The organism is Candidatus Amarobacter glycogenicus (genome assembly GCF_016704105.1).
GTDB lineage: Bacteria > Chloroflexota > Dehalococcoidia > Tepidiformales > Tepidiformaceae > Amarobacter > Amarobacter glycogenicus.
In genome coordinates this window covers 679,591-697,699 of record NZ_JADJAT010000001.1, presented here as the reverse complement: position 1 = coordinate 697,699, position 18,109 = coordinate 679,591, and the positions used below count along the sequence as shown (strand labels likewise).

Here is an 18,109-nt window from a genome sequence, read left to right as displayed (position 1 = left end):
TTGAGGGGGCTGGACTCGGGGGAACGCCTACTCAGCGCAGTGGACAACCGGGTATCAGCAGCGTGACCGACCGGTTGCGTTCTTACGCGCCTCATATGGCGCCGTGTTGACAGCCTGCGGTATGGTCACTGTGCGTTCACTGAAGTGGTCGAGTAGTGGACAGCCAGATACAAAGAGGTGGCAGGAAGGAATCCGGCGGCACTCACCCGGGAAGTGAGGAGCAAGCCTGGTTCGTCCTGGTCACGGTAACGGCTGACATGACTCGATTCGCCCGCCTCGCGCTCGCTTCCATCGCATCCCTGGCAGTCCTCGGCCTGTCTTTCGGCGCCAGCGAACCGGCCGCCGCCGCCTCGTCTTACACCGTCTCCGTCGCGCCCACGGCGGATACCGTCGCCCTCGGCGAAACGGCCATCTTCCGCATCCGGGTCGAGGGCCAGACGGCCTCATTGCCGAGCTTCGATTTCGACGTCGAAGGCGGCACGCTCGCCGCGGTCGCATCCATCGACCCCGTCGCCGCGAACGTGGCTGAAGGGACGGTCTTTGTGACGCGCGAAACCGAGGGCACGGCGCGACTCACCGTTCGTCACGGCCCCGAGGTGCTCGCGAGTGGGCAGGCGAAGTTCGCCCCTATGGGCAAAGTGAGTGTATCCGTCACGCTCGATGCTGGTGCTGACGCAGCGGCTCGCACGTGGCGCTTCGAAGTTTCCTCCGCTTCTGGCCAGGTCGTCGCCTCGCTGTCGGCAGGCACGAGCGGCGACGCATCCACGGCGAGCGTGGCTACGGGCTCGCTCCCGTACGGTTTCTACACAGTGCGCCAGGTCCTCGGGAACGACACCGCGCTCGGCTGCGACGAAGGCGCGTACTACGCGGTAGCCGCTCCCGTCTCGGGCGAAACGACCATCGAACTGGCGTCGAATGTCGCCGGCGTGAGCTTCCGTATCGTCCCCTGCCTGGCGCTGCCCGCCTCGCCTGAAGTCTCCATTCCGGTCGATTCACTCGCCCCGGGAGAAACGCCTGTTAGCGAAGTACGCGGCACCCGCCAGGAAGGCCCCGGCAGCCCCCTGCCGCCGAGCGCCGGCAACACGGCCCCGGGTGGCCAATCCAACTCTTTCAGCATGTTCGCGCTGCTGCTCGTCACCTGTGCGGTAGCGACCCTCCTCCCCGTTTCGGCCTGGTCGGCAGCAACGGTGCGAGGACGCAGCCAGCGCTAGGACTACCTCTCTAGCTGTTGGTCAGGAGGCAGACCCCTGTGCGCGCTGGCCCGCGCACAGGGGTTAACTCTTTGGCGGCCCACACGTTGTTTTTACAAACCGAAGCTTGACCTTAGCGGGCTGTTTCGGCCATAACTGGCAGAGCCTACGGTGGGCATTCGCGGGTCGAGACGCGCTTGCTTTACCACTTCCACTCGCCGGCGGGGTGCGTTGTAAGTCCCAGGGGGACTCATGTCGCGTTCCACCCGGCGGTTTTTTGTACCTGCCGCACTGGTTCTTTTCGTAATGCTGATCTCTGCGGATCGGCTGGCCGTGCCCGTCGAGGTCAAGGCCGTCTTCGATCCGTCCGGGCCTGCGTGGGACCCGCTCAGCACCTTCGATACCAGCGACTCCCCGGTAGCCGTGCCGTATCCCCCGCGGATTCTCGCCGGCACCAACTCCCATGCTCTTCCTGCCAGCGCGGTCAGCCGCAACGGCTACTGCCTCGATGCGAACATCGCGGGCGTGACTCCGATCGTCAGTTTCGCGATCCCGCCCTCTGCCTTTGGCTTCCGGACTTTCGCCACCGACCCGATCGACCCAACCTCGCCCCCGATTGTGGAGGTTCCGCTTCCCTCGACCGGAGCGTACGTCTGGGGGCCGTACGGCCCGGTGGCCGGCGCGGGCGCAGCAACCACGTTCGATGGCGTCACGCCGGCGGCGTCCGATGTCTACTGTGCCGTGGCGTACGGCCAGCCCGGCTACAAGAACCTCACGATTGAGTGGCACTACGACTTTGCCGGCGCGGAGCAGGTGATCGCGATCGAGGACATACCGATCGTGACCGTCACGCTCGGCAAGATCGGCGACGGCCTGGTTGGCGGCCCGGCGGAAGTCTGCACCACTGGTTGGGACAGTGGATTCCTGACGGGCAGCACCTCCAATGCCGGCGGCCTTGCCGGAGTTGAGCCGGACCCCGTCAACGATGTGCGTACGGCCGACTTCGCCCCGTCTGGCACATTCATCGGCACGGTCTGGGTGGCCTACGTCCGCCAGGTCGGAACAGAGTGGTGCGCGGGCATAGCCTCGACCGACGGCGAAAACGACATCCAGGTCACGTTCAACTTCGACGCCGTCTACAACCGCGTCGACATCGGCTCACGCGATCAGGACGTGGATGACCAGTCCGTTTCCATCGCCCTTCCCGGCAACGTCCTGATCGACATCCGCGATGTTGTGGAGCTTCGCCACGTGACCATCGACGGGCAGGTCCCGCCGCGCCAGCGGTCAGGCCCGCTCGTCATTGGCATGACGCACTACGTCTGCCTCATCGGGACAAACGGCTTTGATTCGCTTGCTGGCAACCAGGTCACCTTCAATCCGCTGTCTCCGCCCGATGCGCCGGGCAACGGCGGTGTTTCCGTGTTCCACAAGACCCCGGCACATCAGCCCCGGCTCAGTTCGACGATCGCCGATGGGACGATTTGCTTTAGCTACTATTCGGGCGCCCCGGGCGAACACGCGATTTTCGTTACCTTCAGCAACGCGCCGGCCAACGGCGTCGGGGTATCCATACCCCAGCAGGCATTCTTCGACTCCGACTCGGACGGGAACGGCGTGGGGTCCACTGGCAGTGCCGGCCCGCTGATCGCGGAGTGGAATCGGATTGACGAAACGGTCATCACCAGCGGCGGTTCGCCGGACCGTGACCAGGTCACGTACACGCGGATCACAGTGCCGCTTTCGTTCAACCTTGCCGATGGAACTTACCTGGGCAACGCCACGCTTTCTGAGTGGGTCCTCGGTTCGCACACCACTGCCGGGAAGTCAAAGGACGGACAACTACTGAACGGGGTGCTCATCCGTGCCGAGATCATTGGCGGCTGCGGATACTTCGTGGTGCCGGACTCCGACTCGCCAACCTTCGCCAAGCCGACCGTCGTGTTCGGTATCTCGGTCGGGGGCCGGTTCGAACTCAACAACGGCGATGCCAACCCGTTCTCACCCGCCTACGGCGACACCGATGCGTCCCCCGACGACTTCCAGTTCTCTACCTTGAACTCAGGCGGCTGTTCGCCCGGCGTGCCGGTGCGCGTCCAGATCGACGTCTATTACCCTCTCGCTCCCAATACGCCCGCCCTCCCTCATGAGTGGGTCGACATGGGCTTCAGCTTCCTTCCGGCCATGAAGACGCCACGTGTCGCCTGGGCCGGCCAGTTCGTGACCATCACCTACGCAGTTTCCAGCAACGAAACGTGCGAAGGGATGCCCGTTCACTTCGTCCGCCCGAAGGGCCAGCCCGGCTCATTCATGGCTGGCAACGGTATCGAATTGCGCGGACCGGACCATGCGGTCGGGGACTTCGGAGAATCCTGTTCTACAAGCGTGGTCTACGAAAGCGAGGATCAGGGCGAAGTCGATGTCGAGGTGTTCATTGAGAACAACCCGTATTCGAAAGTCGCCTTCCCCATCTTCTACCTGCTCTTCGAGGATGTGCTTCTCGAATCGACTCCGGATCAGTTCGTTTCCACGTTCGGCGATGTGACGGCCAATGTCCGGGGGTACTTCGTTGGCACGAACCCTTCCGGCAGGCCGCAAGAGACCAAGCCTGACGGCCGCACAGTGCCGGCCGATCGTTGGATCCTCCCGGACGATTGGGAGCGGCTGAAGGGCGAGTCCAACCTTCGGACCCCATGGGGGTCAGTCACGATGCCCATGTCGATCGTCACGTTCTTCATGGAGAACGAGGGCGTGATCAACAACTACAAGGCCAAGGTGAAGCACGGCGCTTCGGGATTCTTGATCCCGGATACCGAAGACGACTTCTCGTTCAACGTAAACCCCCATACGAAGGCCACGACGATTCTCGGGACACTCTCCAGGCCGCGGATGATGAGCAGTTTGTCCGATGACCAGGGTGAGGCCTCGGTCGATACCTTCGGTGACAGGAACCTGAGCTACGAAGGTTGCGCACCGAACGCGATAACCGGCAACCCGCACTGCAAACCGGAAGAGGTTGCCGGCAAGACCCGCTACTACGCGGTCGCGGAGTATCCGCAGGCCGGGAACCGGGGCAAGTACCCGGCAGTCGCGAGCAACGTCGACGAAACCGTCTGGCGCTGGGCCGGTTACAAGGACGTCACGATCGTCAACACGGACTCGCCCCAGATTAAGTACGTCGTCGCCCACCTGCGCGACCGTGACGGCTTCTGTGATGCGGCGAACTACAACAATACCCTCGGCGTCCCGGTCACCTTCGAAATCGATGCCGGCGACGGGGTGATTATTGAAGCCGCCGACCGGCCGTACGCAATCAACGGCACGCGCCGATTCGCGACGACTACAACGTTCGATACTCGCGATCTGCTGGGCAATCCGATCAACACACACATCGCCCGGCCGCCCCTGATCGCGGATCAACCGGACGAGTGCCAGGCATGGATAAAGGTGACGAACAGTGTCCTGACGCTGACGAATGTCACCGTCACGTTCCCCGCTCCGCCATCTCCCATTCCCGGCGACATCCGAATCACCAACCTGCAATGCACCGGTGCAGAGGCAATAACGGTCAAGAACTTTGGCGACAAGCTCGTCAACCTCGGTGGGTTCGCCCTGAAGAGTTCAGGCTCCGATGTCGGAAATGCCGAGGAACTCGACATGATCGGGCTGCTTGAGCCTGGAGAAAGCAAGACGTTCCCCGGCGGACCGGGGGCTGCGGTAGAAGGTTGGCTCGGCGCGGAGAACGAAGTCCTCGAAGGCGCCAGCGACTACATGAGCGTGGTCTGGGAGGACTACCCGATCAGCACCGTCTGGTGCGATGGCACGCGCCTTGACCTGTCTCCGCTCGTCAGCTTCCCACTGGACGGCGAGGGCGAGCTGAAGATGGACATCGTCATCCCGTTTGGGAACGAAGTCGAGGTGCCGCTGGCCGCCGGCTGGAACATGGTGCCAACCGGAAAGGGCTCTGTTTCGATTGCGACCGCATTCTCCGCCTTCGAGGACAAGGTGACGGCCATCTACGTTTGGGACGCAACGCTCGAGACGTGGTCGCACTACATCCCGGGTGCCCCGGCGGGGGTCAACACGATCGACACCATCGGCAACGGTGTGTTTATGTGGGTGTTGGTCAAGCAGCCGTTTACGCTAACCCTACCGAAGTAGTGCGCCTAGCAGGCCTCCTCCGTAACCTCGGAGGAGGCCCAAATCCAACCCGATATGGACGAATCATGACTTTTTCGCCCGCAGTGCGGCGGCTCGCCGTGCTCTCTGGCTCCCTCTTCATCCCCGCTCTCGCCGTTGCGGGAGTCGCTGCGCAGTTCAGTCCGCCATCCACGGTACTGGGCTCGATTTCCGATTCCAGTGGACCGGTCCCGGAAGGCGTGAAGGTCGAGGCCTACATCGGCAGCGTGCAGTGTGGTCTCGGGGGGAAAACGTACTACGCGGGCGAAGGCTCAGACCGGGTCACCGTCTACGTGGTTGATGTGGTTTCGGAATCGCAGACGCCCGGCTGCGGGGCGGAGAACAGGGAAGTGCGGATCAAGATTGGCGACCGTTTCGTTGCCCAGCCGGTGAAGTGGAGTGCCGGGCTCGTGCGAATGGACGTGACTTTCGGGAACGCGACACCGGTGGCGATCCCCACGTCGACGCCGGCGCCCACGCGGACACCGGAACCGGGCGTGACACCGCAGCCCAACCAGACTGCCGGCCAGGTCGCGACCATTCCCCCGGGCAGCCCGGGGGCGGGATCGCCGGTCGCGACAGCGCCCCAGGGCGGTATGACCAGCGCAACGCCCGGTCAGCAGGCAGCCTCCGCAAATGGCGACGATGGCGGAGTACCGGTTTGGGCGATTGCCCTCTTGGTGCTTGGGGGAATTGGCGCGGTGGGTGGCGGAGTTGGCTACTTCATGGCTCGGAACAACCGGGACTCCGGCGGGAACGACCTTCTCCCACCATCCGAATAGGTCAGTTCCGTTCGATGGAAAGCGAAAGGCCCGCCGAAACCGGCGGGCCTTTGCACTGGGGGGTTGGTGCGAGAAGCCTGTTAGCTGAGGAAGATCATCGTGAAGTAGTGGCGCCTGTCGGACGTCGTGATTTCGCCGATGCCGATGCGCGTGAAGTCGCCGGCGAGGATGTTCGCCCGGTGGGTCGGGCTATTCATTAAGCCGTTCATTGCTTCGGCGACTGAGGTCTCCGCCGGCCAGTTGTTCATCGCCAGGTTCTCACCGGCCCATGCGTACGAGCTGTAACCGAAGTGAGCCAGCAACTCGACGTACATCGAGTACCCGTATGGGTCGCGGTGGGCGAAGTAGTTCTGGTCGATCATTTGCTGCGACCGTGTCCGGGCGATCTGCGTCAGCCCCGACTCCAGGACGTAAGGCGCGAGGCCGGCCTTCGCACGTTCGGCGTTGATCTGGTCGAGGAGTTGGATTTCCAGGCCGGTGGCCGGCGCCGCCGAGACTGCCGGGACATAGAAGTTGGGTTTCGCGGGCGGCGCGGCTGGAACGGCGGCCTCGACCGCTGGCGGCGGCGCCTGGACTGGCACGGCGGGCGCAGGTGCGGGAAGCGTGGCGTCCACGGTCTGCGGCGCCGCGGGAGCGCTGGGCTGTTCCGGGACCGCTGCCGGCGCTGCGAGCACCATCTCCATCGCCGGGTAGTACTCAAACGGGAGTTCGGTCGTGACGGCGGCGGCGAGGTTCGGCTGGAACTCGGGCGCCGGAGGGAGGACGAACGCCGGAGAAGTGTCAATGGTGGCCATGACCGGCGCCGGCGCGGCCGAGACCGAGTGCTCGCGGAGCGCTGGCGTCTCTGCGGGCCAGGTCGCGATGCCGATTCCGGCAGCTATGCCGGCGGCAATGCCGGCGATGTACAGGGGCGCGAATCGTCCCCAGCGCCACTCGCGGACGGCTTCGCCGACCGGGTAAACGCGCGTCCTCTCGAAACCTGCCATGTCCAACCCCACCGGGGACCCGCGGGCTCGGTGGAGGTTTCCACCCGGGTCACAGATGGGGCTTCGACGGCATACGCAGATGACCACATGGACGCGGGGTGGACGGGAAAGTGACAGCTCTGGAGCGTGGCAACCCGTTTGTTCCCTAAGGGTCGGGCGCCCACACCTAAGGGTTTCTTAAGGGTGATGGGGAGGTGACCGCGAAAGAAGATATCTGTATGAACGGGAGGCAGGGGTGGACAGCAGGAATCGACGACGCGGCCGCGAAGACCGGTAGGCTCATGGGGCAGCAGGCGAGATGCGGAGCGGACTCCCTACAGGCAGCTGTTTCGCCCAGCTTCGATGACCGGCCCGATTGAAACGGGTGCGTAGACTGTCGTTTCTCGCCAGCCTGGCTGGAGGGGATAGGCGCCCGACACATCCACGAAGTAGTTGTTGTTCTTGCCGGTGGGGTCGTTTTCGGCGAAGGGTGGGTAGCAGATGACCCGGACGTACGAACTTCCGCACTTCTCCGTTGCGCGGGTGGTGTCGCACGCAGAGTACGTGGAAGGGTGTGGAGGCGGCCCGACCGTGGGTGTAGGCGTTGGCACGAACTGCGTCGGCGTCGAAAGGGGTGGCGTCTGGGTTGGCGTGGCGGATGCCGTCGGCGTCGGTGTGACGGTCGTCCCCGGAGCGGGCGTCGCTTGGGGAGTCGGTGTCCCGGGTGTCGTTGAAGCCGTTACCGTGCCGGTCACGCTCGCCGTCGCTGAATCCGTCGCAGTGACGATCGCGGCAGCCTGAGTGGGGGTACGGCTCCCGAGCGGGATCACGGTACCCGGCGTGACGGCCGGGGTGCCTCCGCCGGTGGCTACCGCCTGCCCCGTGCCCTCGTCATCCCCGCGTGTCAGGAAGACCGCGAGGAGGAGGAAGCCGAGCACGGCCGCCACGGCGCCGCCAAACAACGCCACTCGCCGCGGGATGCCAGGTTCGTTCGGTCCTGGCGGGCGCTCGGCAAGCACCCCGGGCGTCCGCGGGCGAAAGATTGGTTCGGGTTCCGGGTAGGGCTCGTAGGCCGTCTGTTCCGGCGCTTCCATGAGGTCGCTGCCGGGGATGTAACCGTGGTCGGCCGGGGGCAGAGAGAACGGGGCGAGCGGTTCGGGCGCCCACCCGTCGTCTTCGGGTTCCGTCGCCGGCAAGGGGATGGGGCCAACTCCGGCGGTGCGGGGCGCGGGGGATGCTGTGACGACTCCGCCGCGCTGGAAAGGGTCGTTCTTGCGGGAGGCCGGCCGGCCGTTCCCACCGACGTAGCCGCCTGCGCCGCCGGGCATCGCCACATCTCCGCCGATCAGCCGGTCAAGGAGCGGTTGGGGTTCGAGCTTGAGGTAATTGGCGTAGGAACGCAGGAAGCCGCGCACATAGACAGGCGCGGGCAGTTCGTTGAACTGCTCGGCTTCCAGCGCCTCCAGGAAGCGCGGCGAGATCCGCGTGTCCTGTGCGACCTGGTCGATACTAAGCCCGCGATGCTCTCGAGTTGAGCGCAGCGCTTCACCAATCCCCGCCACGGCACCTCCCATAAGGTGGGGACATAAGGTATGCCGGATGCGTCAACAAAGTCCAGTCCGGTCCTGAACTTGAGGCTCCCACCGCGCCCGTTAGGATGGTCCAGGTGCGAACTCTCGCGGTCCCGCTGGCTGCTTTCATCGCGACGGTCGTGACCGTGACGGCGGTGCTTGCCCAACCGCAGTTGCCCGCGACGTTTTACGGCAGCGTGACCGTCGATGGCCGCCCGGCTGAAGCTGGAACTGAGGTTCGAGGGCTCGTTGGAGGCTTCGATTGCACCCAGGCGGCGCCCGGCGAGCGACCCGTGCTCCGTGACGGCGAGACGACCGCTTACGTGCTCTACGTCGTGCATGAATCACAGCGCCCCGGTTGTGCCCGGGATGGTTCGACTGTGACCTTTACCATCGGCGGGACGGTCGCCATTCAAACCGCGACCTGGAAGCCAGGACCGATCCGGCTCGACCTCTCCACCGGGGCAGCCCCGCCCATCCCGCTCCCGTCGGCGACCGGCACGATCGCGTCGGCCATTAGCACCGCGGTTGGCTCGACCGCGGTGCCTTCGGTAAGTCCCGCGCTTACGCGGCCGACGGGTGTGCCCCCGACTGATGACGTCCAGTTCGGGACGTCCACGGTCTCCCGGACCACCGGGGCCGGGAGCGGGCCGGACGACTCCGCGGGGGCCGGTGACAGCGGCGGTTCGCCGGTGCTCACGGTGATCTTCATCGCCGTCGGCGCACTGGCAGCCCTGGGTGGAGGCGCCGGCATCTACCTCGCCGGGCGCGGCAGGCCGAAAGATGAAGACGCAGGGGCTTAATCTAGCCTTGGCTATCTGTCGTATACGATGGAAGGGAGTGAATACGGCCTCGTGCCGACCGGCATCATGAAAGTTCTGCCATACGCCGCCATCTTCACGTTCGTCGCGGGCCTCTCCTTGCTCGTGGCCGGTTTCGCGTTCTCGAACGAAGACAGCGGCCCGGCAGCGGCGGCAACCACCGCGCCGTTCGACCTCCGCTCCCAGGTGCCCTCGGACACGCCGACTCCTGTACCGACGGACGTCCCGACTCCTTCGCCGACGCCGCTCCCCTTCGATGGTTCGATAGCGCGCATGATCGCCCCATCGGTCGCCATCGATCACCCCATCGAAGAGATCGGCATCACGAATAATCAGCTCGAAACACCGAAGGACGGCGTCGGCAAAGTCGGCTGGTACAACATCTACCCGAAGCCAGGCTTCCTCAAGAACGCGGTCTTCGCAGCCCACGTGAACTACAACTTCAAGCAAGGCCCATTTGCGAACCTGGCCAAGATCAAGGCCGGCGACAAGGTCACAATCCAGATGCAGGATGGCCCGGCCTACGTTTACGAGGTCATCTTCTACCAGCGTTACGACGTGAACTCGATCCCGATGGGCGAATTGATCGATGCTCCTACCCGTCCCGCGAACGAGGAGTGGATCACCCTCATCACCTGCGGCGGGCGGTTCCAGCAGACGCAGGAAAACGGCCTCGGAGAGTACCTCGACCGCGATGTCGTCATCGCGAAGCGCATCGCCTGAGCCTTAACGGACCGTTTCCCATGCGCAAGGGAATTCCTGTCCTGTTCCGGGGCGCTTTGCTAGGGTGAACCGACCTCTCTCCCGCGGAGAACCTTTCTTGAAGCTTGTGCGAACACTCTCGCTGGCCGTCTTTGCGATCGGCGCTCTGGTCCTCCTGGCTGGCATCGCCTGCAGTGGCAGCGATGACCCGCAGGAGGCAACCCCCGACCCGACGACCCCGCCCGAGACCCCGACCACGGCGCCCACCGCGACCAATACCCCTCGCCCGCTCCCCACGGCGACACCGACCCCGTTCAATGGGAAGGTCTCCCGGCTCAAGCTTCCGCGCTTCAATGTAGACGCGCCCATCGAATACCTGGCGATAAACGCCGCCGGCGAACTCGATACGCCGAAGGACACCAACAAGTCGATCGGCTGGTACGACATTTACGCCAAGCCCGGCTTCAGCGGCAACGCGATCTTCTCGGCGCACGTTTATTACCACAGCATCCCGGCGCCGTTCGTGAGCCTGGCGAAGAGCGTGCCCGGGGACAAGGTCATCGTCCAAATGGAGAACGGTACGGAGTACACCTACGAGGTGATCACCAACAAGCGGTATCACCGCGACACCATCGACATGGGGGCGATCATCTGGCCGAAGGAAAAGGCAGACTACGACGAATGGGTCACGCTCATCACCTGCGGGGGCGAACTGGACTCGACCGGCCAGGAGTACATCTCCCGGGATGTCGTCGTGGCGAAGCGGATCCCGTAGCCAGCCCGCGGGCTTCACGGTGGGTTACACAACGGGCCGGCGATGAGTCGGCCCGTCCACGTTGCCGGATAGGGGTTTTCCCGGCAGGGATCGAGGACATGGCCCCTCGGCCACATCGGGCTTCCGCCCATTAAGGGAGTTCGCCTTACTCCCTACGCTGCCTCCAGTACTGGCACACGGTGTGCCCGGAGGTTTGCGGCGATGCGCATTCGATTCGCTCTCGCGACGCTGGCGTTGACGGTGGTCACGGGCTTCAGCGCGGTGGCGGGCAACGGGCGCCAGGCGACCGCGGCTCAGCTGCTCCACGGCTGGAATAACATCTCCTACCTCGGCGCTTCGGCTGCACCTTCGGAAGCCCTGAGCGGGATTGCAGGGCAATACGCGGCCGTCTACCGCTGGGACCCGGTCGCGCAGACCTACCAGCTCTACGCGCCAGGTGTGCCCGGTTACGTGAACACGCTCGCCCAGATCAACCCTGGTGACGCGATCTGGGTGCAGTACACACAGGCCGCCGGCGAACTGAATACGGGGAGCGTGGGTGGGACCACGCCGTCCGGGGGTTCGGGGAAGCTCTCGATTGCTGCCAGCACCTTCATGCCCATGAGCGACCTGGCGATCTATGAGAAGAACTTCAACGAGGTGAAGCCGGCCGGCAACGACGTCGCCTCCCAGCGCTACTTCGCACCGGTCACACTGCCCCACGGCGCCACCATCACTACGATGACTGCGGCGTTCGAGGGCACCGGCGATACCGTGAAAGTCCGCCTCGATTACACCGCCCTGACGAACGGTGAGACTTCGTCCGCCGTCTACAAGCTGGCCGAGGTGCTATCGAGTGCCGGCGGTTCGCCACAGACCGCCACCGCGTTCGCTCACACCGTCGACAACGGCGCGAACGTCTACTTCCTGGTGGTCGACCTCACCGGCGGCCCCGCTTCGAAGCTGCGCGGCGTCACGATCAGCTACACCTTCTAGGAGCTCGGCGATGACGATGATGGCGCTGACGCGCAAGCGGCACCGCGCGCTCCACCTGTGGGCGCTGGCCCTCGGCATGCTCCTCGCCGGTACCGTGGGCCTTGGCCTGCGCGGTTCGCAGGTCGCGGCGATAGCCGAGGGCGATGTCCAGTTCACGGTGGTCCAGTCTCCGGCCGGCGGCTCCATGGTCCAGGCTGGTTCGACAGTCACCTTCGATGTGGCCGCCTCAGTGACCACGGCACCCGTCGGACTCCCTGTCCACTTCGAGTTCGACTACCCGGCGGGTCTTTCCTTCGTGAGCGGCAACTCCACTCCGGCCGGCGTGACCTGCGTGAACAACTCCCCTGAGGCGGGCAAGGCCCGCTGCAGCTACGGGCTCGTCGGCACCGGCCCCCGCCTGCCGGTCACGCTGACCTTCCTCGTGAATGCCACCACTACGACCGCCCCCGGGCAGGTCGCGATCGTCGCGGGTGACTCCGACGGCGGGCCGGACACCGCAGCCACCGGTGACGACTCGTTCGCCACCGCCGGCACCCTCACGGTCTTCAGTCCGTCCACGATCGCGGCCGGCGGCGGCGGTTCACCTCCGCTCATCTTCGAAGGCGCCTCTGCGACGTACACCGCAACGCTGGCGAACATTTCGGGTTTCCCCACGGGGAGCTTCAGTAGCGCCGTCGTCTTCACGAACGCAACCGTTACCGGGGTCACCTGCACGACGGGCGGTGCGAATGGCGCGCCCGGCGGACTCGGAACGCCGTCCGCGACCTGCAGCGGGAGCAGCCTTGCGAACGGCGAGACGCTCACGATCACCGTGACGGTGGCTGCCGCGAACACCGGCGACGGCGCCGACATCACGGCGACCATTTCCGCTCCAGGCCTCGGCATATCCCAGGCTGGGACGCCAGTCTCGGTCGATGAATTGGGGCTCGACTTCACGGGTGCGACCCTTCAGGCCGGGACGGCGATCATGGTGTGCTCGTCGCTCGTTGCCGCGGATGTCGCAAACGACGCAGCGGCCGGCGCCGCCCAACCGGGGTCAAGCGCGCTCATCGGCCAGGTCTCGCTGAGTCCGTTGCTCACCACGGCCGACTTCCAGGTGTCCGGCCCCGGCGCAGGCGCCGTTTCCTCTGCCGCGGGATGCGGGGCCAACCAGAGCGGGGTTACATTCACGCCGTCGGCGGCCGGCGCGTATTCGGTGACCGCCCTCTACAACACCGGTGGCACCAACGCCCTTTCGCTGACTGTCGGGGGCGGTCCTTCCAACAATCCCGCGCCAACGGTCAGCTTGCTCTCGCCCTCCACCGCGAACGCCGGGAGCGGGACCTTCACGCTCACCGTGACCGGGACGGGATTCGTCAGTGGTGCTTCGACGGTCCGCTGGAACGGCGCTCCACTCGCAACTACCTACATCAGTCCGACCGTTCTCGATGCGTCGGTCCCGGCGGCGAACATCCTGAGTCCCGGTGCGGCGACCGTCACGGTATTCACGGCTGCCCCGGGAGGTGGGACGTCGAACTCGGCCGGCTTCACCATCAGCGCTGCGCCCAACCCGGTGCCCACACTCTCCGTCCTCTCGCCAAGTACCGTCGGCGCCGGGTCTGCCCAGTTTTCAATGACCGTGACGGGCACGAACTTTGTCGCTGGTTCGGTGGTGCAATGGAACGGCGCGAGCTTGGCGACGACGTACGGGTCACCGACGAGCCTCACCGCCACGGTGCCCGCAGCCAGCGTCGCGTCCGCGGGCGCAGCGAACGTGACGGTCTTTAACCCGGCCCCTGGTGGCGGCGTATCCGTCACTCCACAGGTGTTCACGATTTCGGCCGGAGCCACGAAGCTCACGTTCACGACCCAGCCCGGCGCCGGCGTTGCAGGCAGCGCGCTCGCGGCGCAACCGGTCGTCGCGGTACAGACGGCAGCGAACGCCACTGTCGTGAGCGACAGCACGACGGTCGTGACACTCTCGCTCAATGGCACCGGAACGCTCAGCTGCACAGGCGGCCTCGCGAAGACCGTCTCGGCAGGCGTGGCCTCATTCAGCGGTTGTGCCGTCAACCAGGCGGGCTCGGCATTTACCATCACGGCGACAGCTTCGGGGCTTACCTCCGCAACCAGTGGGACGTTCGATGTGACGGCCGCTCCGCCCACCAGCTCGACTCAGGTAACGGTTTCCAACCCCGCGAATGCCCCGATCCCCCGCTCCCGCCTGGCCTTCGCGATCTCGACTGGAAGCCTCGATGCCTCGGCGGTCAGCTTCATTCTCCGGCGAGTCTCGGATGGCAAGTATTGGAACCACGCCAGTGGAGCGTGGCAAACGGAACTGGTGCTCAACGCCGCCGTCGAAGGGACGAGCAACAGTTGGTCACTGAGTATCGACGGTGAGGCCCGCCGCGAATTCGCGAACACCGAGGTCACGCTCGAGGCCCGCGTAATCGTCGGTTCAACGGTCTATGTGAATGCTACCGTCCCAGAGTTGACGATCCGCTGAGGGTCGCACGGAGCAAACGCTCGGCGCCGTGATTGCGCCCGGACACCCTGGCAGCCCCGAGAACCCTTGGATCCCCGGACGTGGCTGCTCGGGGGTTCCCCTACAGGTTCGCCGCCCCGGGAATCGGAATCCGCCCGATACAGCCTCACTGGCACCGGCCGATACGCTCTACCCATGCGAATTGGGCCAGGCCGCCGGCACGTCATCCCCCTTCTCGGTCTCAGCCTCGGCAGCTTCGCTTTCGTCTCGGCCGGGTGCATGCAGTATGCGCAGGATGGCTCGGTCGTAACTCCGGTGTCGCCCGGTTCCAGCGACGCATCGCGGCTGCCTTCACTCTTGAGCCAGCTCCAGGGCGCCGGCGCCGGGATCGAGCTGCTCGACGGTTCGCAGAGCGAAGTGCTCGCCGCTCAGGATGCCCAGGGCAAGGAAGCATCAACGGCTACCGCCACCGTCGCCGGGGAAAAGACCGCGGGCCCGACCACCACCCCGGCCGGCACACCGACCCGGGCTACGACCCCGACGAAGACGCCCACGCCGACGAAAACGCCAACCCAGGCGGGTGAAGGGCAGACCGCCACTCCCACCCCCACGGCCACGCCGACGGCAACGGCAACCCAGACGCCGACCGCTACCGCGACTGCCACCGCCACCCCGTCCACCAGTCCGACGCCTCCGAGCGAGGGTGGCGGCGCGACGGCCACGCCTCCGACTGAGTAAGCATGCCGGACACATTTGTACGCACGCGCTGTGGGGCTTGTGGGAAGGTACTGAGCTTCGAAGACTTTTCCGCGGGAGGCAGCACTTGCCTCGCCTGTGCCCGCAGGCGCCGTCCCTCGCAGGAGTTCGTCGCCGGTCCCCGCATCCATCGCAAGAATGCCCGCAACCTGCCGGCCCACCGGCAAGACTCCTATGAGGAGTTCCTGGACAGCGTCCCGGAGGAACTCATCGACGAACTGGTGGCGGCACTCGAAGCCGAGGCGGCCAGGCTGCCGGGGTTGTCTGCTGGCCCGGTCCGGGGCGTGCTCGATGAAATCGGAATCGGCCGCTCCCCCCGCGAACGGGCGTGGGCGGCCTGGGGCTTCGCCGGAGGGTTCGGTGCGAACGTCGCATTGGCGAAGTACGTCCAGATGACCAGCGGTGCATCCATGGGCGAGTTCATCGGCCCGCTGTTGGTTGGCGGGGTCCTGGCCGGCCTCTGTTGTGCCGCTATTGGCTGGGGTCTGGCGAAACTGCGCGAGCCACGCACCGCCTGAGAGAATCGATCGTTGGCGGCGGCGCGCCCAGACTGGACGGATGCGAATTCTTGTTAGCGGCGGCGCAGGCTTCATCGGGTCGCACATCGTTGAGGCATACCTCGCTGCGGGCCACGAAGTGGCCGTCGTCGATAACCTGGCCACCGGCCGGCGAGCCAATGTCGCCAGGGGCGCCACGCTCCACGAAGTAGATCTCCACGCCCGCGAGCTCGAACGAATATTTGCCGAGTTTCGGCCAGAGGTAGTGAACCATCATGCCGCCCAGGCCAGCGTGAAGGTCGGCAACGCCGACCCGGTGCATGACCTCGAAGTCAACGGGGGCGGCACCGCCCGCCTGCTGCAGCTGTGTGTCGAGAACGGCGTCCGCAAGGTGATCTACTCCTCGTCAGGCGGCACCGTTTACGGCGAACCTCGGTCGCTCCCGGTTGCGGAGGACCACCCAATTGCGCCGCGCTCGAACTATGGCACCTCGAAGTACGTCGGCGAACTCTACGTGCAACTCGCGGCGCGAACTGCGGGCATCGACTACACGATCTTTCGCTACGGCAACGCTTTCGGGCCGCGCCAGGACCCCCACGGGGAAGCAGGCGTTATCGCGATCTTCACCGGCCTTATGCTCGCCGGCCAGCCCTGCACGATCGACGGCGACGGCGAACAGAAGAAGGACTACCTCTACGTCGGCGACATCGCCCGCGCAAATGTGCTTGCCCTCGACGGTGGGAGCGGCCTCGTCGCGAACATCGGCACGGGCGTGGGCATCACCGTTAACCACATCTTCCAGGTCCTCGCCGAGGCCACGGAGAACACCATCGCTGCCAGGTACGGGCCGCCCCGCGCCGGAGACGTACGCAACTTCTGGCTCGACTGCGCACTGGCGAAACGGGAACTTGGCTGGGAACCAACTGTGAGTTTCGAAGAAGGCGTCAGGCTGACCGTCGAGTCGTTGCGCTAATCGCCGGCGGCCGGCGATTGAACTGCAGCCTGGGCTGCCGCGCGCTTCTGGAAGTCACTCAAGAACTCGCCCATCGTCTTCTGGGCGTCTGCTGCGCACGTGCGAGCAGCTTCGTAGGCGAACCACGTCCCAAGCGTCATCACTACCGAGGTGGCGAGCAGCATTGCCCACCGCAAGCTATCGCCGTCGTTCATGTCGGCGAACGCCTGGAAAGCCTCCGATATGCCGCCGATGGCGAGCGGTGCAGCCGCAGCCCCGCACACCGCCAGGGCGAGCCCGAACGCCGCGAATGCCTGTGCCCGGATCCGGGGCGGCGAAACGGCCGCGATGATCGACACGAGCCCACCGGTCCCGACCGAGGCGAGCAGGGCGCCGGCCGTCAGCAGGAAGATGCAGATGCCGGCCGAGGGAATGACGAACGCCAGTGACCAGGTGACGGTGAGCAGGCCAGCGCCCCAGGCGCCCACCTTGCCGAGGTAGCCGAAGCCCTTTCCCAGGCTCCTGTCTGCGAACGGCCCCCCGTACCAGCTCCCGATGAAACCGGCGAATGCCAGGATTGCCAGGGCGCCGGCCGCCTCCTCCGTGGAGAAGTCGTACCGCCGTTCGAAGAACGCAGGGATCCAGAAGACGACTCCGAAAAGGGAGAAGCCGAAGGCCGCGTTCGTGAAGATGAGCATCCGCAGCGACCGGATACGCCAGACACTGCCGAGGCTCTCGAAGAACCCCAGCTTGTCCGGCGGATCGTTCAGGAAGCTCGCGAACATCGGGTCCTGTTTCGCGGCGGCGAGAAGGTCGGCTTCGCCCCGGCCTGGCTCACGCAGGCGCCACGCGTAGATACCCAGCAAAAGGCCGGGGACGGCCGCCGCGGCGAAGCCCCAGCGCCAGCCAACCGCACCGACGATGATGCCGCCAATGACTGCGCCGATCACCTGCCCCAGCGGGTTCGCTGAACGGTGATAGCCCAGTGCGCGCCCCCGCACGCTGACCGGGTAGTAGTCCGAAAGCAGACTTCCGTGCGTGGGAATGATCGTGCCCTGGCCGAACCCCAGGAGGGCCCTTGTGAGAAACAGCTGGATGAAGTTCGAGGATGCCGCCGCGAACAACCCCGCTGTCCCCCAGACGATTGCGCCGGCGGAGAGGATGTTCACGCGCCGCCAGCGATCTGACCAGTTCCCTGCCGGCAGGCTGATGATGCCGGTGATAAAGATCACGGCCAGGGGAAGGAGGGCAACGGTCAGGTCCGAGAGACCAAAGTCTTCGCGAATGCTATCGAGAGCGACGGCGAGGACGGCCCGGTCGAACTCGTCGACAGCGTTCAGGATGAAGAGGACGACGAGCGGCGCCAGCCCAAAGTCCTTCAGTTTCGGTCGGCGTGCGGAAGGTGGAGCCGGCGGTTCAGACTCGCCGGGAGAAGCGCTGGCGGCCAAGCGCGGTACCCCGAATGGTGTGGCTTCGCGAA

General features: G+C 65.5%; 14 protein-coding genes. 11 read left to right on the top strand and 3 right to left on the bottom strand.

The genetic code is table 11. The features are described 5' to 3' along the window. Positions 1 to 155: 155 nt before the first annotated feature. The 3 genes from IPG14_RS03575 to IPG14_RS03565 all read left to right on the top strand — a co-directional run bounded on the left by IPG14_RS03575 (position 156) and on the right by IPG14_RS03565 (position 6,151). Positions 156 to 1,211, top strand: coding sequence for a hypothetical protein (locus tag IPG14_RS03575; protein ID WP_343390908.1), 1,056 nt, complete (start codon positions 156 to 158; stop codon positions 1,209 to 1,211). A 285-nt stretch (positions 1,212 to 1,496) separates the two neighbouring features. Next, positions 1,497 to 5,351 (top strand): hypothetical protein, encoded by a 3,855-nt coding sequence (locus IPG14_RS03570; protein WP_343390907.1) that lies wholly within the window; start codon positions 1,497 to 1,499, stop codon positions 5,349 to 5,351. 65 nt (positions 5,352 to 5,416) lie between these two features. Further along, positions 5,417 to 6,151 carry a hypothetical protein gene (locus IPG14_RS03565; protein ID WP_343390906.1) on the top strand — a complete coding sequence of 245 codons (735 nt, stop codon included), beginning with the start codon at positions 5,417 to 5,419 and terminating at the stop codon, positions 6,149 to 6,151. An 80-nt stretch (positions 6,152 to 6,231) separates the two neighbouring features. On the opposite strand, the gene IPG14_RS03560 is transcribed toward IPG14_RS03565, so the two are convergent. After that, complete coding sequence (locus IPG14_RS03560; protein ID WP_343390905.1) at positions 6,232 to 7,137, bottom strand: CAP domain-containing protein; 906 nt, start codon at positions 7,135 to 7,137, stop codon at positions 6,232 to 6,234. 314 nt (positions 7,138 to 7,451) lie between these two features. Further along, positions 7,452 to 8,678 carry a helix-turn-helix domain-containing protein gene (locus tag IPG14_RS03555; protein ID WP_343385134.1) on the bottom strand — a complete coding sequence of 409 codons (1,227 nt, stop codon included), beginning with the start codon at positions 8,676 to 8,678 and terminating at the stop codon, positions 7,452 to 7,454. Positions 8,679 to 8,782: 104 nt separating this feature from the next. On the opposite strand from IPG14_RS03555, the gene IPG14_RS03550 reads away from it, so the two are divergent. The 8 genes from IPG14_RS03550 (at position 8,783) to IPG14_RS03515 (ending at position 16,650) form a co-directional block, all read left to right on the top strand. Beyond that, positions 8,783 to 9,490, top strand: coding sequence for a hypothetical protein (locus tag IPG14_RS03550; protein WP_343390904.1), 708 nt, complete (start codon positions 8,783 to 8,785; stop codon positions 9,488 to 9,490). A 27-nt stretch (positions 9,491 to 9,517) separates the two neighbouring features. Beyond that, positions 9,518 to 10,231, top strand: coding sequence for a class F sortase (locus IPG14_RS03545; protein ID WP_343390903.1), 714 nt, complete (start codon positions 9,518 to 9,520; stop codon positions 10,229 to 10,231). A 106-nt stretch (positions 10,232 to 10,337) separates the two neighbouring features. Then, positions 10,338 to 10,985 (top strand): class F sortase, encoded by a 648-nt coding sequence (locus tag IPG14_RS03540; protein ID WP_343391048.1) that lies wholly within the window; start codon positions 10,338 to 10,340, stop codon positions 10,983 to 10,985. 201 nt (positions 10,986 to 11,186) lie between these two features. After that, complete coding sequence (locus tag IPG14_RS03535; protein ID WP_343385131.1) at positions 11,187 to 11,960, top strand: hypothetical protein; 774 nt, start codon at positions 11,187 to 11,189, stop codon at positions 11,958 to 11,960. A 10-nt stretch (positions 11,961 to 11,970) separates the two neighbouring features. Next, the gene (locus IPG14_RS03530; RefSeq protein ID WP_343390902.1) at positions 11,971 to 14,445 is read left to right on the top strand and encodes an IPT/TIG domain-containing protein; all 2,475 of its coding nucleotides are present in this window, start codon (positions 11,971 to 11,973) and stop codon (positions 14,443 to 14,445) included. A gap of 174 nt (positions 14,446 to 14,619) precedes the next feature. Beyond that, entirely contained in the window at positions 14,620 to 15,162 is a 543-nt protein-coding gene (locus IPG14_RS03525; protein ID WP_343385129.1) for a hypothetical protein, read from the top strand. A gap of 2 nt (positions 15,163 to 15,164) precedes the next feature. Further along, positions 15,165 to 15,698: a hypothetical protein gene (locus tag IPG14_RS03520; protein WP_343385128.1), complete on the top strand. Its 534-nt coding sequence runs from the start codon at positions 15,165 to 15,167 to the stop codon at positions 15,696 to 15,698. Positions 15,699 to 15,738: 40 nt separating this feature from the next. After that, positions 15,739 to 16,650 carry an NAD-dependent epimerase/dehydratase family protein gene (locus tag IPG14_RS03515; protein WP_343390901.1) on the top strand — a complete coding sequence of 304 codons (912 nt, stop codon included), beginning with the start codon at positions 15,739 to 15,741 and terminating at the stop codon, positions 16,648 to 16,650. On the opposite strand, the gene IPG14_RS03510 is transcribed toward IPG14_RS03515, so the two are convergent. Beyond that, the gene (locus IPG14_RS03510) at positions 16,647 to 18,077 is read right to left on the bottom strand and encodes an MFS transporter (RefSeq protein ID WP_343385126.1); all 1,431 of its coding nucleotides are present in this window, start codon (positions 18,075 to 18,077) and stop codon (positions 16,647 to 16,649) included. The genes IPG14_RS03515 and IPG14_RS03510 overlap by 4 nt on opposite strands. Positions 18,078 to 18,109: the final 32 nt, after the last annotated feature.